Annotated in this window: 14 protein-coding genes; 5 read left to right on the top strand and 9 right to left on the bottom strand. The window is 35.0% G+C overall.

The annotated features are described in order from the left end of the window. Positions 1 to 146: 146 nt before the first annotated feature. Complete coding sequence (locus AVL50_RS03225; RefSeq protein ID WP_062615032.1) at positions 147 to 773, bottom strand: hypothetical protein; 627 nt, start codon at positions 771 to 773, stop codon at positions 147 to 149. Positions 774 to 1,001: 228 nt separating this feature from the next. Between AVL50_RS03225 and AVL50_RS03220 the strand changes: the two genes are divergently transcribed. Both AVL50_RS03220 and AVL50_RS03215 read left to right on the top strand, forming a co-directional pair. After that, positions 1,002 to 1,841 carry an endonuclease/exonuclease/phosphatase family protein gene (locus tag AVL50_RS03220; RefSeq protein WP_063850519.1) on the top strand — a complete coding sequence of 280 codons (840 nt, stop codon included), beginning with the start codon at positions 1,002 to 1,004 and terminating at the stop codon, positions 1,839 to 1,841. A 10-nt stretch (positions 1,842 to 1,851) separates the two neighbouring features. Continuing rightward, on the top strand, positions 1,852 to 3,885 hold the full coding sequence (locus AVL50_RS03215; RefSeq protein WP_062615030.1) for a glycoside hydrolase family 97 protein: 2,034 nt from the start codon (positions 1,852 to 1,854) through the stop codon (positions 3,883 to 3,885). A gap of 162 nt (positions 3,886 to 4,047) precedes the next feature. Here AVL50_RS03215 and AVL50_RS03210 read toward each other — a convergent pair whose 3' ends face one another. The 5 genes from AVL50_RS03210 to AVL50_RS03190 form a co-directional block, all read right to left on the bottom strand. Then, positions 4,048 to 4,251, bottom strand: coding sequence for a hypothetical protein (locus tag AVL50_RS03210; RefSeq protein WP_157491121.1), 204 nt, complete (start codon positions 4,249 to 4,251; stop codon positions 4,048 to 4,050). Between the two features lie 411 nt (positions 4,252 to 4,662). Beyond that, positions 4,663 to 5,043 (bottom strand): DUF1987 domain-containing protein, encoded by a 381-nt coding sequence (locus AVL50_RS03205; protein WP_062615028.1) that lies wholly within the window; start codon positions 5,041 to 5,043, stop codon positions 4,663 to 4,665. A 66-nt stretch (positions 5,044 to 5,109) separates the two neighbouring features. Further along, positions 5,110 to 5,769, bottom strand: coding sequence for a potassium channel family protein (locus tag AVL50_RS03200; RefSeq protein WP_062615027.1), 660 nt, complete (start codon positions 5,767 to 5,769; stop codon positions 5,110 to 5,112). Then, on the bottom strand, positions 5,756 to 6,346 hold the full coding sequence (locus AVL50_RS03195; RefSeq protein ID WP_063850518.1) for an ACP phosphodiesterase: 591 nt from the start codon (positions 6,344 to 6,346) through the stop codon (positions 5,756 to 5,758). The genes AVL50_RS03200 and AVL50_RS03195 overlap by 14 nt, the downstream gene beginning before the upstream one ends. Before the next feature lie 10 nt (positions 6,347 to 6,356). Then, positions 6,357 to 7,364 carry a YafY family protein gene (locus AVL50_RS03190; protein WP_062615025.1) on the bottom strand — a complete coding sequence of 336 codons (1,008 nt, stop codon included), beginning with the start codon at positions 7,362 to 7,364 and terminating at the stop codon, positions 6,357 to 6,359. Between the two features lie 211 nt (positions 7,365 to 7,575). Here AVL50_RS03190 and AVL50_RS03185 point away from each other — a divergent pair, with 211 nt between their 5' ends. Both AVL50_RS03185 and AVL50_RS03180 read left to right on the top strand, forming a co-directional pair. Beyond that, positions 7,576 to 8,607 carry a radical SAM/SPASM domain-containing protein gene (locus AVL50_RS03185; RefSeq protein WP_157491120.1) on the top strand — a complete coding sequence of 344 codons (1,032 nt, stop codon included), beginning with the start codon at positions 7,576 to 7,578 and terminating at the stop codon, positions 8,605 to 8,607. 39 nt (positions 8,608 to 8,646) lie between these two features. Next, positions 8,647 to 9,411 (top strand): hypothetical protein, encoded by a 765-nt coding sequence (locus AVL50_RS03180; protein WP_157491119.1) that lies wholly within the window; start codon positions 8,647 to 8,649, stop codon positions 9,409 to 9,411. Positions 9,412 to 9,480: 69 nt separating this feature from the next. Here the strand turns inward: AVL50_RS03180 and AVL50_RS03175 are convergent, their stop codons facing one another. From AVL50_RS03175 to AVL50_RS03165, 3 genes are all read right to left on the bottom strand, one after another. Continuing rightward, positions 9,481 to 10,476: a 3-oxoacyl-ACP synthase III family protein gene (locus AVL50_RS03175; RefSeq protein ID WP_062615023.1), complete on the bottom strand. Its 996-nt coding sequence runs from the start codon at positions 10,474 to 10,476 to the stop codon at positions 9,481 to 9,483. Between the two features lie 91 nt (positions 10,477 to 10,567). Then, positions 10,568 to 11,383, bottom strand: a complete 816-nt coding sequence (pyrF, locus tag AVL50_RS03170) for an orotidine-5'-phosphate decarboxylase (RefSeq protein ID WP_062615022.1) — start codon at positions 11,381 to 11,383, stop codon at positions 10,568 to 10,570. Positions 11,384 to 11,534: 151 nt separating this feature from the next. Then, positions 11,535 to 13,094 carry a YdiU family protein gene (locus AVL50_RS03165; RefSeq protein ID WP_062615056.1) on the bottom strand — a complete coding sequence of 520 codons (1,560 nt, stop codon included), beginning with the start codon at positions 13,092 to 13,094 and terminating at the stop codon, positions 11,535 to 11,537. A 334-nt stretch (positions 13,095 to 13,428) separates the two neighbouring features. Here AVL50_RS03165 and AVL50_RS03160 point away from each other — a divergent pair, with 334 nt between their 5' ends. Then, complete coding sequence (locus tag AVL50_RS03160; protein ID WP_062615021.1) at positions 13,429 to 16,119, top strand: trehalase family glycosidase; 2,691 nt, start codon at positions 13,429 to 13,431, stop codon at positions 16,117 to 16,119. Positions 16,120 to 16,131: the final 12 nt, after the last annotated feature.

The raw sequence follows: 16,131 nt of genomic DNA, 5'->3' as shown, positions 1-16,131 counted from the left end.
ATTTGAACTGTTTGATTACTTTCAGCAGTACCTTCTAAACTATTATAATTGCTTTTCCTTTAATACTCATTTTTCTTCTTCTTTTTGTTGGACAATGATTGGAATTATTTGATATAAAGTGCCCTGCATTGAAGTTATTCTAATGGTTAGCTCAGTAAAGCAATTTCATTTTTGATATTCTTTTGAGCTTGATCTTCATATTTTTTTTGAAAGGTTGATGTTAAAAATAGATCCCCATTCAAGAAATGATTAAGTACTTTTTTTCTTCCTTTATTATAAATGAAATCAGGATAAATGGAATACTCAGCCCGAACACCTTCCATATATTCTTGATAGGTGCTCCATTCTTTTCCTAGTATTGCCATATCAATATCTATGAGATAGTTTGAATCCATAGAAGAGGTCGCTTCATGACTTTTGGTCGAAATAATATGTCTTTCACACTCCTTTATAATGATTTTATCAATCCCTAATTCTGCTAATCTTTTTACTGCTAGTTCTGCACTTTTCAATTCATTATTGTTTTTTAGAGGATTATAAATGATATCATGATAATAGATAGCCAAAACTACTGCTTCTTTATTTTCTATGTCATTTTCTACTTCCTTTAATTCTATCATCATGTTTTCAATATGCTTTAAGTTATGATATTTCCTTTTTGGAGAGGAATACGCTTTTTCAATTTCCAGCCAATTCTTCTCTATTAAATTGATATCTTCAGTAAAGGTTGAGAGTAGAGTGATGTACTTTTCTTTTATACTATTTTGATGCATTTTTCTTTTTTTATAATACGTCCAATAACAAAGCAAAATCAAGATGACTGCCTGAGATAAAATATCCTTTTACCTTATTTCAGGAGCTTTAAAGCTATGCCGATAATCAGCACAACGAATATCATCTTCCTGACTGATAAAATAGCTTAATTTTGTTATCAATACTAAATAAATCACTGTATTACGCTTTTTCTATACAAAATTGAAGAAAACTTCAGATTAGCAGAAATGAAAAAAATATTATTCTTATCACTCTTTCAGATGTGTTTTGTAATTGGGCTTTATGCTCAAAATAAAACGATAAATGTCATGAGTTTCAATATTAGAATGAATACTCCAAATGACGGTGAAAACGCATGGCCAAACCGAAAGCAATGGGTAGGTGATGTTATAAAATTTAATAGTGTAGATATTCTTGGATGCCAAGAGGTATTAGTTGATCAGTTGCATGATTTAGAAAAAGAATTGCCTCATATGTCTTACGTTGGAGTAGGCAGAGATGATGGAAAAGAAGGAGGGGAATTTTCTCCAATTTTTTACAATACAAAAGAATTTAAATTAATTGATTCTGGAACTTTCTGGCTTTCAAAAAACCCCGAAGAACCGAGTAAGGGATGGGATGCAGCACTACCAAGAATTTGTACTTGGATAAAAGTAAAGCACAAGCATTCCAAAAGAACAATGATAGTGATGAACACCCACTATGATCACATGGGTGATGAAGCTAGAATTGAATCGTCGAAACTAATTGCCAAAAAAGCACAAGAGTTTTCCAATAATGGCAAAATATCAGTAGTCTTGATGGGAGATTTAAACAGTTCTCCTAACTCTACTGCTGTTATGGAACTTCAAAATGTTTTCCAAGATACTAAAACGTTAAGTCTTACAAACCCTTTAGGTCCTGCAGGAACTTTTCAAGCCTTTGATTACAATGCAGAATTAAAAGAACAAATAGACTTTATTATGACTTATGGTTACTTTAAAGTCTTAAGATATGCTCATATTGCGGAAGCAAGAGATAAAAAATTCCCTTCAGACCATTTACCAGTTTTTGTAGAAATCCAATAATTATCAATCAATGAATAAGTTAAAAATATTGCTTTATATCTTCTTCGTAAGTTTGTTTATGAGTTCTTGTACTCCAACTTACCTTACCTCCACTTCTCCTGATGAAACTTTAATTCTAGAATTCGATTTAGATGATGAAGGCAAACCATGGTATCAGGTGACATGGAATGGAACACCAATTGTTAGAAAGTCTTATTTAGGTTTTGATCTTAAAGATCAGGCTCCTTTAAAAGGAAACTTTAAAGTTGTAGGAGAATTGAGAAATACTTTAAATCAAACTTGGACACAGCCTTGGGGTGAGAATAAGAAAGTATTAGATCATCATAATGAACTGACCGTATTTTTGGAAGAAAAAGATGGGGCGAAAAGAAAGATGAACATTATCTTCAGAATGTTTAATGATGGTGTTGGATTTAGATATGAAATTCCTGAACAACCTAATTTAAAAGATTTTGTGATCATGGAGGAGAACACTGAATTTGTTCTTAATGATAACCATGATGCTTGGTGGATTTGGGCAGACTACAATACTTATGAAAAGCTTTATAACCAAACGAATGTAGATTCTGCCACTTGGGTAGCAACTCCTGTTACTTTCAAAACAAAAGATAACTTTTATATCTCTCTGCATGAAGCCGCATTGACAGATTATGCAGGAATGACATTGAAGTTAGATGATGATAAGAAATATACTTATAATGCTTCTTTAGTGCCTTGGGCAAATGGCGATAAAGTAAGAGCTACAGCTCCAATGAAAACACCTTGGAGAACAATTCAAGTTGGACACAAAGCACCTGATTTGGTCAATTCAAATCTTATCATCAATCTTAATGAACCATCAAAAATTGAAGATCCTTCATGGATTCAGCCTATGCAATATTTAGGTATTTGGTGGGAATTCCATATTGGTACAAAAGAATGGAAAGAAGGACCTCGTCAAGGAGCAACAACTGAATCAGCGAAAAAATACATCGACTTTGCTTCTGAAAATAATATCGGAGGGGTTGTAGTAGAAGGCTGGAACTCAGGATGGGACAAATGGGGTGAAAAAGATGCTTTTGACCACATTACTCCAGCAAAAGGCTATGATTTAGAAGAAGTGGCAGGTTATGCTAAAGATAAAGGGGTTTACTTGATCATGCATAATGAGACAGGTGGTGATATCCCTGCTTATGAAAAATACATGGACCAAGCTTTTAAACTATATGAGGAGTTAGGAATCCACGCTTTGAAAACAGGTTATGCTGGAGGAATTTATCCAAGAGGAGAACATCATCATGGTCAGTTTATGGTTAATCATTATAGAAAAGTGGTTGAAATGGCCGCAAAACATAAAATCATGCTGGATGCTCACGAACCTATCAAACCTACCGGTATTCGTAGAACTTGGCCTAATATGATGACAAGAGAAGGCGTAAGAGGTATGGAATGGAACGGTTGGAGTGATGGCAACCCTCCAAATCACACCGTAATAATTCCTTTTACAAGAATGTTAGGCGGGCCAGTAGATTACACACCTGGTATTTTTGATGTACAATATGAAAATAACCCTGATCGTGTAGCATGGAATACAACAGCGGAGATCATGAACGAGGCCAGAGTGCACACAACATTGGTGAAACAGTTGGCATTATCTATCATTCTTTATAGTCCATTGCAAATGGCAGCAGATTTAGTAGAAAATTATGAAAAGGATATGAAAGCATTCAAGTTTTTATCATCTTCTACTGCTGACTGGGATGAAAGTAAGATGCTTGCAGGCGAGATTGGTGAATTTGCAATTACGGCAAGAAGAGCGGGTAAAGAATGGTTCTTAGGTGCGGCAACAGACGCAACAGGAAGAGCTGTTAGTGTAAACCTTGACTTCTTGGAGCCCAATAAGCTTTACAAAGCAATTATCTATGCAGATGCTCCTGGTACAACACATTTAAATGATCCCAAGAAATATGTGGTTTCTGAAAAGAATGTAACATCCACAGAGGCCATGCTTATTCAAATGAATGCTGGCGGTGGTGCAGCTATCCATTTTAAAATATTGGATTAGTAGAAATCATTAAATGAATCTTAAATGGTTGGGTCTTTGAATAGGAGAGAAGGCTCAACCATTTTTTGTGTAATAGTGATGCCATTTTTATTAATAGCAATAGCACAAAAAAAGGGTTGCTACTTTCAGAAGTAACAACCCTTTTTTGCGAGACAAAAATTATTAGTCTTCCTGAGATAATAAATTTAAGTCCAAATTTCTTTCTTTAATTTGCTGGAAAACTTCTTTGTTTTCTTCTGCAGTAATGAATTTGTCACTCGTAACGTCATATACGTAAAAATCAATAGCGCCAAGAGTAACTACAATAAGAGCGATAGAAGCGTAGCCTTTTAAAGGAGAAAAGTACTGTAAAAATGCTTTATACAATTTAAATAAAATAGCAATATTCGAAATCACTAAGTAAATTAACAAGATAGTATTAAATAAAAAAACCATAATATATTTAGTGTAATAACGTAAGTTGTGTCATATTAACTTTCATTTAAGACTTCTTACGCAAGCTTAAAAATTATGTTATTATGTCGTTGAATTTTCTTGTAAGAAATACCATTTATACCATAGAAAATATTGTTCCAAATTATCAATACAATCCATAATCTTCTGTATTAAATACAATTATACTAAATAAACGTAAGGTTTAATAGGATTATTATATAAAAAAAGATCTTTCTTTTAAGAAAGATCTTACGTAAGCTTTTTCTTATTAAATGTTTATAAGTGTGTTTGAAAGAAACTTAAAACATTTAATAATGATAGGTTTTGGTATTAACTTATTGATTAATAAGCAATAAGGTTGATGTTTTTCCACCCAGAGTCACTAATAAAGTCCTCTCCAGTTTCCAACATATCCTCATCGTCTTTTTTATAGTACCAATTCACTACCGCGTCACCTTTTCCTTTTTCTTGATATTCTTGAAGCATTTCAATGATCTTGAAAAAGCTTTTCGACGATGCTGTATTGAAGTAAGTCATCTTATAATTTAAAGTGACGTTAAGACCACTTGTTTCCAAATACTTTGATACCCAAACAAATAAAGGTTCAAAAAACTCAGCAGTATACTCGTGATATGATTGGCCTGAGATTTCAAGTAGACCTTTAGTAGGATCGAAGTTTACCTCCGGGACAAATTCCTTCTTTTTTATAAATAATTTTTCCACGCGCTGTTTAGTTATTTTTTAACAATATATACTTTTATAACCGGTTTACATAAAAAACTGACTTTTTTATTTTTGATGTTCCTGTTGGTATTTACCTACTAGCAAAGCCATCAAAATAGCCATATAAAACTGTCCTACCATTGCAAAAATGACTGTGAAGGCTTTAGTTTCATCAGTGGTAGGAGATATATCTCCGTAGCCAACAGTTGTTAATGTAACAAAACTAAAATAAATTATATCAGAAATATCCACAATTCTATTAAAAGCGGTTCCATTATATAATAAATCACATATTTTAAATAAGATAAATGCAATTACTCCTATTTGAATATATCCTGCTATTGCTCCCAAAATTGTATTAACATCTACTTTTTTTGAATGCCATACTTCCTGTAATAAGACAAACAAAAACATTGTGAAATAGACAAGCATTGCACTCCAAGTCACAAAGTCAATGTTATCAATATGCAAGCTCAAGGAGGCACTTTTGCTAAGGCTGACAAAGACAAAAAAGACAACTGTGACTCTCCTATACAATTTTCGTTCCCTAGTGAAGTTAATAATAGCAATCATGAGAACAATCAATGTAATATCTGATATTTCATCAGAATAAATAAAAGCTTGGAATATTATTGGAGCCCAGAGCACTGAGACCAATGATATTAATAAGATGACGTATTTCTTATCGTAGAGTATATCCTTAAGTTTTTGGCTAATCAAAGGCATTTTGTCTGAATTCTACTACTTTTTGTTCTAATTGAGGAAAAAAGGCTTTGTGGCAATCTAAGAAAAAATCGTAATCATTCTGAAGCCATTCTACAGATTTTGAGATAGGAGCAAGATTTTTAATCCTTCTTTCCATTCCAAAAAAAACTTTCTCCAACCCATCAAAATGCTGGTAGGCGTTGAGCCAGTCGTACATCTTTAGATATGGATACATGTTTAAAGCTTTCTCAGGAACCCAGTTTTCTTTCCATAACTCATGCTGATAAAAGGTATCGGCAAAGTCACGTAAGCTTTGCTGATGACGGTTGTTCCAGTTTTTAGCTAAAAAATGATCATGGTATATATCTGTCACCACCATCGAAAATCTACCGGCATGAGGCTTCAATTTATTGGACATTTCTTTAGTAATTGGATGCTGATCTGTGAAGTCATCAATAAATCGGTGCAGTTTTATTCCTTGCTGGATCTTTGCAGGATAGGAGGAAAGATTCTTTCCTTTTGCAAAATCTCCAATAAAGTTGCCAAACATCTCTTCCGAGTCTGTATATGATAGATATAGGTGTGCGAGATAATTCAAATTCTATTCTTTAATACCTTTGAGCTAATTTTTTTATTTCGTTGGCGATTCCTTTTCTTAAAGCAAATGGAGAAAGTACTTCTACCTGATTGCCCCAGCTTAAGATCATAGATCGTAACTCCATGTTGTCTACCAAACGTAGTTTTATTTCTAAACCGTTGTGATTTTCAGCAATAATTTCCTGCGTCTCATGTATAGGCGTATTTTTTATAAAGTTGGCAGCAAACTCACCGTTGAAGAGTAATCGAATTTCCTGCGGATTGCCTTTTAAGGTTACACCCAAACAGTTTTCAAAATAAACATCTCTGTTGAAATCTACTTGATGAGGTTCGAAAAATATCAATTGAGACTGTAATTCTATGCCTTGAACTCTGTCAATAGCCAATGTTCTTATACCTTGTCTATTTTCTGCATAACCAGTGATATACCACAACCCTTTAAATTCCTTGAGCAGGTATGGGTGAAAAGTGTAATTGTCTTCGTACAACGCTCCAAATTTTTTGTAGGCAACGTTGATAACTTTATGATCTTTGGTAGCCGAAATCAATTCAGAAAAAATAGAAGTGCCTTTTGTATATAAAGACTTTTCAATTTGAATATAGTTTTCAAACTGTTCCTTTTTCTCGTTCTTGAACTTTTTTGTGATTTCTAAACCATCTAACACTTTATCCACAGCCGTTGAGAAACTGCCTAGTACAGGAAGATCTTTGAATTCCTCAAGGAAAGTTTCTACAAAATTTAATGCCTCCAAGTGTTCTCCTGTTAAACTTACTCCAAGCAGTTTGTAAGAAGAATCTGTATAGTAATAGCCTCCTTCTTTTTTATTATAGGCCAAAGGGGCATCAAACTCATACCTGAGAGCCTGAATATCTTTTTCAATAGTGGATGGAGAGTTGACTCCAAATTCCTCACTGCACTTATCCAGTAACCTTTGCTTGGAAGGAAAAGGATATTGTTTACTGCGGATGAGTTTATCTATTAGAAGGTATCTTAAAAAAGAAAGCTTACTACTTTTCATTGGTTAAATTTGTTCTAAAAACAAGAATGCTAAGTAACCGAACTAAAATGACTTAATCTATTTATTGTAGTTATTTTACGGTTACTAAATAAAAAATAATTTTTTTTTATCGTTTAAACAAGCATTTTTGAGTAATTAAAAATGGTATATGTTTGGTATTTTGGCCAACATATTTTCAATATAGAAAACTAATTTGACATACAAAGTTAGAATGTTTAATCAAAAGATTGTTGAGACTAAGGTATTAATCCGAAAAATTTCTATTCGAAAATTATGGAATGCTTTTTTGGTGTTGATCACTTTTTATTTATCGAAGTGGTTGAAAAGACCAATTCATCTTGGCAAACCAATAAGTCTTTCAATTGAACCGACAACTTCTTGTAATTTAAGATGCCCTGAGTGTCCCAGTGGATTGAGATCTTTTACAAGGCCTACGGGCATGCTATCTGTCAGTATGTTCAAACAGTTGATTGATGAATTAAAAGATACCTTGATTTATCTGACTTTTTATTTCCAAGGGGAACCATTTCTGCACCCAAAGTTCCTTCAGATGGTCAAATTGGCACATCAAGCTGGTATTTATACTTCAACCTCCACCAATGCTCATTACTTTTCAGATCAAGTGGCCAAGGAAACGGTTGAATCGGGTTTGGATCAATTGATTGTTTCTTTAGATGGCATCACACAGGAGGTGTATGAACAATATAGAATTGGAGGTAACCTCAATAAGGTGCTGGAAGGAACAAATAAAGTAATTGAATGGAAAAAGAAGTTAAATAGTGCAACTCCAAGAATCGTGTTTCAATTTCTTGTTGTGAAACCCAATGAGCATCAAATTGAAGAAGCTGAACAGTTAGCCAATAGTATGGGAGTGGATAAAATCGTTTTCAAAACAGCTCAGATTTATGATTATGAAAATGGTTCTCCGTTGATTCCCAGCATCAAAAAATACTCAAGATATAAAGAGAATTCAGATGGCACTTTTTCTTTTAAAGGAAGTTTGGAGAGAAGTTGTTGGAGAATGTGGCATTCGGCAGTGTTGACTTGGGACGGAAAAGTGGCTCCTTGTTGTTTTGATAAAGATGCAGAACATGTATTAGGGTCTTTAAAAAATGATTATATTAGATTTTTGGATATTTGGAATGCTCCTTCATATACTAATTTTAGAAAGCAGTTATTGGAAGGGAGGGAGAATATAGATATTTGTAAAAATTGTACTGAAGGGATCAAAATTTTTGAATGATCTCATCAGCCGCCGATAATTTTAGGGTTAAGCTAAAAAATGAACATAGAGATGAATGATCCTACAATAGAAAGAGCCTTGTGGTTGGTAGTGATAGCATTATTAGTAATTTTAATAATAATATTAGAGCTGGTGCGAAGAAAACAATACAAAGTCAGCAAGCGTTCGTATTATGCTCAAAAAGAAAAAATTGCTTATCTGGAAGAAAAATTAAAAGAACAGGAAGCACAGAAGATTAACCCTCCTAAGGTTAACAAACCGAAAGTCAATGAAGTGCAGGAGGAAGTTTCAGCCTTCCAATCTTCCCGTTTACAGGCAATGTCAAGTAATAAAATGCTGGAAGTGGAGGAGAATGACGACTTGGAAGATTTGACTATTGCTTCTACACACAACATTGGAAAGAAAAAAGAAATGCATCCCAAGGAGTTGTTGGAAGACACTATTGAGAGCGTAAAGCATTCTTTGCCTGATAATGTAAGCATTGTGACACAAATCGGAGGTGCGCCAAAGGTAACAGTTAACCAAAATCTGTTTACAAAATCTTTGGGTGCGTTAATTCGTTGCTCTGCCAAAACTATTAAAGGAAATGGAAAAGTGACACTTTCATTGTATGCATCAATGGGAGAAGCTCAAATTAGCATTTCTGACAATGGACAAGGTTGGGGGTATAAAGGGCAGAATCCTGATGAATTGAAAGCATTAGAGATGGCTCAGAAGATTTTGGAATCTCAAGACGCCACTTTCGAAATGAATACTCAAGAAGATAAAGGAACAGAGATGGTCATTACAATCAGTAATAAATAATCATCACAATACAATCAAAAAAGGCAACATCCTGTAGGTGTTGCCTTTTTTGTGTTTATTATTTTTTCATTACCATTTAATAATGGCAGATGCCCAAGTGAAACCTGAACCAAAAGCGGCAAGACAAATTAAATCACCTTTCTTGATTCTACCTTGTTTGAATGCAGTTGTTAAACTGATTGGAATAGAAGCGGCAGTAGTGTTGCCGTACTTTTGGATGGTGTTGATCACTTTCTCATCAGGCAATCCCATTTTTGCCTGTACAAAGTTGGAGATTCTTAAGTTGGCCTGATGAGGCACAAGCAAGTCAATATCTGAAGGTTTTAAGTTATTGGCGGCTAAAGCTTCAGCAATCACTTCTTGGAAACGAACTACAGCATTTTTAAATACCAATTGACCGTCCATATAAGGGAATGCAGAACCACCTGGCTTCCAATAATCAGGATTGTTTCTTTCAGGCTTTGTGAAACCTGGATCAATTACAGCTAGCTTTTCAGCAAACTCACCTTCAGAGTGCATATGAGTAGACAAAATACCGCAATCTTCATCTGTCGCAGAAAGAATTGTAGCACCAGCGCCATCACCAAATAATACAGTTACAGCACGACCTTCATCACTAAAATCTAATCCACGTGAATGAATTTCAGATCCTACAACAAGCACATTTTTATACATGCCTGATTTGATGTATTGATCAGCAATAGAAATTCCATATACAAAACCAGAACATTGTTGACGGATATCTAAGGCAGGGACAGTTCTGAACCCCAACTCTCTTTGTAATAAAACACCAGAACCTGGGAAGATATAATCAGCACTCAACGTACAATAAATGATCATATCAATGTCTTTCGGTTCCATTTCGGCCATTGCCAAAGCTTCTTTCGTTGCTTCTGCCGCTAAATGATAGTTGGTTTGATCAGGAGCGGCATATCTACGTTCCTCAATACCTGATCGTTCACGAATCCACTCGTCTGAAGTTGTAATCTTTTGTGCTAGGTCGTCGTTGGTTACCACTTGTTCAGGAACATAAAATCCTAAACCTGCAATTTTTGCATTACTCATACTATTGTTGCTTATATGTTGTTATATAGAATAGCTGAACCTTCACCCAACATCACACCTAGTCAGGGGAAGACTCAACTATAGTTTATGCTTATAAATATTGGTCCAATAACTGAGACATTTCATCTCTCAGTTTTTTCGCTTCTTGTCTTGCCACATCCGCAAAATCTTCTCCATTTGAAGCGTAAATAATTCCTCTAGAAGAGTTGACTAACAGACCGCATTCTTTGGTCATTCCATATTTTGCTACACCTTGTAAGTCGCCTCCTTGAGCACCAACTCCAGGTACTAAAAGGAAGTTGTCTGGAGCTACTTTTCTGACATCAAGCAAACTTTCAGCTCTTGTGGCACCCACCACAAACATCAATTGTTCACTTGAAGCCCACTCTCTGTTCTTTAGAATGACATCTTGGAATAAATAATTTCCAGTTTCTTGATTGACAATTCTTTGAAAATCAAGTCCGCCTTTGTTAGAAGTGTGTGCCAAAACAATTACCCATTTTCCATTCATTAAAAACGGCGTGACAGAGTCTTCACCCATATATGGAGCGACTGTGATAGAATCGAAAGACATGTTTTCAAAAAACGCTTTCGCATACATATTTGAAGTGTTGCCAATATCTCCTCTTTTTGCATCTGCAATAGAGAAATGAGATTTAGGCATATATTCTAATGTCTTTTGGAGGGATTCCCAACCTTTTGGCCCTAAAGATTCGTAGAAGGCAATGTTGGGTTTGTATGACACACAGTAATCAGCTGTAGCATCAATAATTTGTTTGTTAAAAGCAAAAATAGGATCCTCTTCTTTCTGTAGATGAGCTGGAATTTTATTAGGATCAGTATCTAATCCTACACATAAAAAACTTTCTTTTTTCTTGATCTCATCAAAAAGTTCTTGCTTTGTCATGACGCTATATATGGTTACTAGAATAAGAAGCAAAAAGGCTTCTTCATTATAAAATAGACCTATCTGAGTATCAAAAACGCACTCAAATTATGCAAAGTTATAAATTACAATGAAAAAGCCCCTTTTATTCTAGTTAAAATTTTCTTGCAAATTAGGAGCTGCAAGAAAGCATAGAACAGCCCACTTTGTGTCTAGCCCAGTCTGGCCTTTTGGCAAACCACTTCTGACTATCAGGTTGTTCATCATAAGGTCGTTTCAATAATTGGAAGAACTCATCGATCAATTCATAATTTCCCTTGTCAGCTTCATCAATGGCCAATTGAGCCATGTAGTTTCTAAGCACGTATTTAGGGTTAACTTGATCCATTTTTTCTTTTCTTTCCTGATCTGAATCTATTTCGATAGCAAGTCTTTCAAAATATTTCTCAAACCAAGTGCTCCATTGTCTTTTGATTTCATCATTTAAGTCATCCCAAGTATAAAAAGCGTCTTTTACAACAGAAAGAGGATCTTGACTTTTATCTTTCTTCAAATTTGATAGTAAACGAAAGAATATTGTCATGTCCGTTTCAGTTTTATGTAATGCTTTTTCAAGCTCTTGGATGAAGATGCTTTCGTCTTCAAATTCTTTAGAAAGACCAAGTTTTTCCAGCATCATTTTATTATACCTCTGAATGTAATTGTCCTTGTAATCTTCTAAAGCATCTTGCAAACCTTCAGCTTCACCGATCAATGGGTAAATTGCATTGGCCAATTTAAATAAATTCCATCCTACAATTTCACCTTGTGTACCATAGCGATACCTTTTAAATTGTGAATCTGTAGTGTTGGGAGTCCAACCAAAATCATAACCTTCCAGCCAGCCATATGGACCGTAATCGATGGTTAATCCTAAGATGGACATATTATCAGTGTTCATCACACCATGAACAAAACCAACTCTCTGCCAAGCCAATACCATTTCCATACTTCTTTCAGCTACCTCTTTGAAGAAAGCTAAATAGGTTTCTTTGGAAGGAGTGCCAAGGTGAGGATAGAATTCTTTAATCACATAATCTGCCAGATTTTTTAAAGTGTCATGATCTTGATTAGCGGCCAAGATTTCAAAGTTGCCAAACCTTACAAAAGATTCAGCTACTCTGCATACAACAGCTCCTTTTTCATATGCAGAATTTCCATTGTACATGACGTCTCTCAATACTTCATCACCAGACAAACCTAAACTTAAAGCTCTGGTAGTGGGAATGCCTAAATGATACATAGCTTCACTGCAGAGGTATTCTCTAATAGAGGATCTCAGTACAGCCAATCCATCTGCAGATCTTGAATAGGGAGTTTCTCCAGCTCCTTTCAATTGAACGGCCCATAACTTTTCATTATGTTCTACTTCAAAAAGATTGATCGCCCTTCCGTCTCCTAATTGTCCTGCCCACTGACCAAATTGATGGCCTCCGTAGCACATGGCAAAGGGAGTACTGTTGGGATAAGTGCTGTTGCCTGTAAATAAATCTCTGAATTCATCAGATTGACTTTCTTCTTTCGAAATGCCAAGTGATTGAAGCATTTCATCCGATGTATGTATAATGAAAGGTTGAGCTGTTTTCTTAGGGGTAACATAAGAAAAACAAGCATTAATAACCTGTCTTCTATAATTTTCTTTTTCCGGATCAGCCGGTAGTTGAGTGAAAGTGTTTTTTAAGTTGAGATGCATGTCTATTCGTGATTTTAATTCAAAGTTAATCATTGGACTTCACAACTCTTCAAAATGTTTTGAAAAAGGAAAGATAGAATTATTGCATTAACAAGAAGGTTTATTGAAATACGAATATACCTCTGTGGCGTATTAGGATACTTTTGATAAGAAATGTAAAAGAATTGATGTTGTAACCGATTGCAATAAAAATCATATTGTATGTATGAACATTCTGTTTGTAAATTGTACGTAGTGACAAAGCTATGTGCCACTTCAATGAGTAGGTTTATTTTGAAAGTACAAACTACTCACCATTAAATAAGAAAACCTTTAATTATCAAGTATATCGAGAATGAAAAAATACATCCATAAGAGTGTTTTATTACTTACTTTCGCATGCGGTTTTGCAGCATGTTCAGAACAGAAAAATGAATTATTATACTCCTCTGACACTTACAAAGTGTACAAAGATCATGTTATCCAAGGAAAATATGAAGCAAAGGTGGTTTCTGATAAAGAAATGACTTCCAATTACAAAAGTCCGATGCAAGATGCGTATAGCAGAGCAGTGGAGTTTAAGTTTAGTATCAATGGTAAAGACGATGAGCTTCCATACGGTATTAACCATAGAGTGGTGATCAAACCCGAAAATGGAGCATTTACTACTGAAACCATCAAATTTGGAGAGCCTTGGGCAATGGATGAAAAGGTGGACCCGATGGATTGGCTGGAAAAAAATACAAAGGTAACTTTCAAATTGGATATGTCACCTGTATTGAATGCTTTCAAGGAAAAAGGCTATTATGAAGACCTGCATGGAGATAAAATCTATAAAGATGATTTCAAAGGGGTATTTATTGCTGGAGGAAGTGCTCCACTTAGATGGGATTTTGAAAATCTAAGTGAAAGAGAGCAACTACAAGACATCAACGGAGATGGTATTTATGAAGCTACTTTTGTGATGAATGCTCCAGATCCTGAAAAGCAAACTTCACCAGTATGGAAATCTTCAAAAAATATATCTAAATACCCTACGTTCACTTCAGATATTCCATTGATCAATGCTCTGTATAATTTAGCATTAAATGAATTAGTGGCGGATTCTGAAGCTGATGGTACTTTTAGAACAGGTAAAGAATGGGGCGGTGTCTGGACAAGAGATATCAGTTATTCTATTGTATTGAGCTTGTCAATTCTTGATCCTGATAGAGCGATTACTTCATTAAGAAAGAAAGTGAAGAGAAACCGTGTGATTCAAGACACAGGTTCTGGTGGAGCTTGGCCAGTTTCTTCTGATAGAATGACTTGGGCTTTGGCAGCTTGGAATGTCTATACTGTAACAGGTGATAAAGCATGGTTGAAAGAGGCGTATAAAGTGATTTCAAATTCAATTGAAGATGATATATTGGTCGTTTATGATGAGGAGACAGGTTTGATGAGAGGTGAATCATCCTTCTTGGACTGGAGAAAGCAAACGTATCCAAGATGGATGGATAATAACGATATTTACAGATCATTGAATTTGGGGACAAATGTAGTACATTTTGAGGCTATGAATATTGCTTCAAGAATGGCTAGTGTTTTAGGGAAAAGTAAAGACGCGGAACGTTATTCTACTTTAGCCATTGATTTGAAAAAGGCCATTAACAAACACTTATGGATGGAGAAGGAAGGCTATTATGCACAGTATATGTATGGTAGAAATGAAATGATTTTAGCACCTAAATATGAAGCATTGGGTGAAGCTTTAGCTATCATTTTTGATGTGAGTGATGCTGAAAGAAGTAAAGAAATTGTGGCAAAATCACCAATCGTTCCTTATGGAGCGGCGTGTGTTTACCCTCAAATTCCAGGTATTCCTCCTTATCATAATAATGGTATTTGGCCATTTGTACAGGCTTACTGGAATATCGCGACAGCAAAAGCAGCCAACGGTACAGCACTAGAGCAAGGTTTGGCTTCTATTTACAGACCAGCGGCACTTTTCTTGACCAACAAAGAAAACTTTGTGGCAGAAGATGGTGATTACATGGGAACAGAAGTGAACTCTGATGAAATGTTATGGAGTTTGTCTGGAAATATGGCAATGATTTATAAAGTGTTCTTCGGAATTAATGTAGATCAGAATGGGGTTCTAACATTCAATCCTGTTGTACCAAAAGTATATGGAGGCAAGAAGCAACTAAATAATGTAAAGTTATGGAATGATAACCTTTCAATAGCTTTAGTGGGTTATGGTAATCAAATCAAGAGTTTCAAAGTAGATGGAAAAGAAGTGGCTTCAAAATCACTTGCTTTAGTAGACGGAGGTTCTCATAAAATTGAAATTCTATTGGCAGACAATGATATTACAGAAGGTACATCAAGTAATAAAGTGCCGAATAGGTTCCATCTAAAAACACCTCAAGCCGATTTAAAAGGAGAAACTTTGACTTGGAAAGCAATTGAAGGAGCTGTAAAGTATGAAGTTGTAGTGAACGGAAAAGTGGTTGCTTCTCCAACTTCAACAGAATACAAATTATCACCCTTAAAAAATAGACTAGAAGAATACGCAGTTAGAGCTGTAGATAAATATGGTTATTTATCCTACATTTCGGAGCCTGTTTTAAACAATAACTATCAGTCGAAAAATATTGCTAAAGTTGCTAAAGTAGATCGAAAAGTAACGATCAAAGGAGCTCCAAGCAATGTTGTTGAAGTATCGAAGACTAAAAACAAGAAAGTAAACTTTGAACTCAATGTAAAAGAAGCCGGTGACTATGTGGTTTGGTTCTCATATGCAAATGGTAGTGGTCCATGGAATACAGATAATAAATGTGCAATCCGTGCATTGGTGGTCAATGGGGATGAAGCAGAGACTATTGTAATGGCACAAAGAGGAACAGATGAGTGGTCAAGCATCGGGAATTCCAATAGAATGAAGGTGAACCTGAATGCAGGTAAGAACAAACTTCAAATTCTCTTCAAAGACCATAATGAAAATATGAATGTTGATGTTAATACTGCATTAATTGAAAATATATATTACGGTAAGACAAAATAAAGTTTTCGTACG

It is taken from the genome of Flammeovirga sp. SJP92 (assembly GCF_001583495.1).
Classification (GTDB): Bacteria; Bacteroidota; Bacteroidia; order Cytophagales; family Flammeovirgaceae; genus Flammeovirga.
The sequence above is the reverse complement of the archived record's forward strand: the minus strand, read 5'-3'. Positions and strand labels throughout refer to the sequence as shown.

Coding starts and splice junctions, on each gene's coding strand:
- AVL50_RS03165 (WP_062615056.1), bottom strand. CDS start 13,094: ATGCATCTCAACTTAAAAAACACTTTCACTCAACTACCGGCTGATCCG.
- AVL50_RS03190 (WP_062615025.1), bottom strand. CDS start 7,364: ATGAAAAGTAGTAAGCTTTCTTTTTTAAGATACCTTCTAATAGATAAA.
- AVL50_RS03175 (WP_062615023.1), bottom strand. CDS start 10,476: ATGAGTAATGCAAAAATTGCAGGTTTAGGATTTTATGTTCCTGAACAA.
- AVL50_RS03180 (WP_157491119.1), top strand. CDS start 8,647: ATGAACATAGAGATGAATGATCCTACAATAGAAAGAGCCTTGTGGTTG.
- AVL50_RS03160 (WP_062615021.1), top strand. CDS start 13,429: ATGAAAAAATACATCCATAAGAGTGTTTTATTACTTACTTTCGCATGC.
- AVL50_RS03215 (WP_062615030.1), top strand. CDS start 1,852: ATGAATAAGTTAAAAATATTGCTTTATATCTTCTTCGTAAGTTTGTTT.
- AVL50_RS03185 (WP_157491120.1), top strand. CDS start 7,576: ATGTTTAATCAAAAGATTGTTGAGACTAAGGTATTAATCCGAAAAATT.
- AVL50_RS03220 (WP_063850519.1), top strand. CDS start 1,002: ATGAAAAAAATATTATTCTTATCACTCTTTCAGATGTGTTTTGTAATT.
- AVL50_RS03200 (WP_062615027.1), bottom strand. CDS start 5,769: ATGCCTTTGATTAGCCAAAAACTTAAGGATATACTCTACGATAAGAAA.
- AVL50_RS03225 (WP_062615032.1), bottom strand. CDS start 773: ATGCATCAAAATAGTATAAAAGAAAAGTACATCACTCTACTCTCAACC.
- pyrF (WP_062615022.1), bottom strand. CDS start 11,383: ATGACAAAGCAAGAACTTTTTGATGAGATCAAGAAAAAAGAAAGTTTT.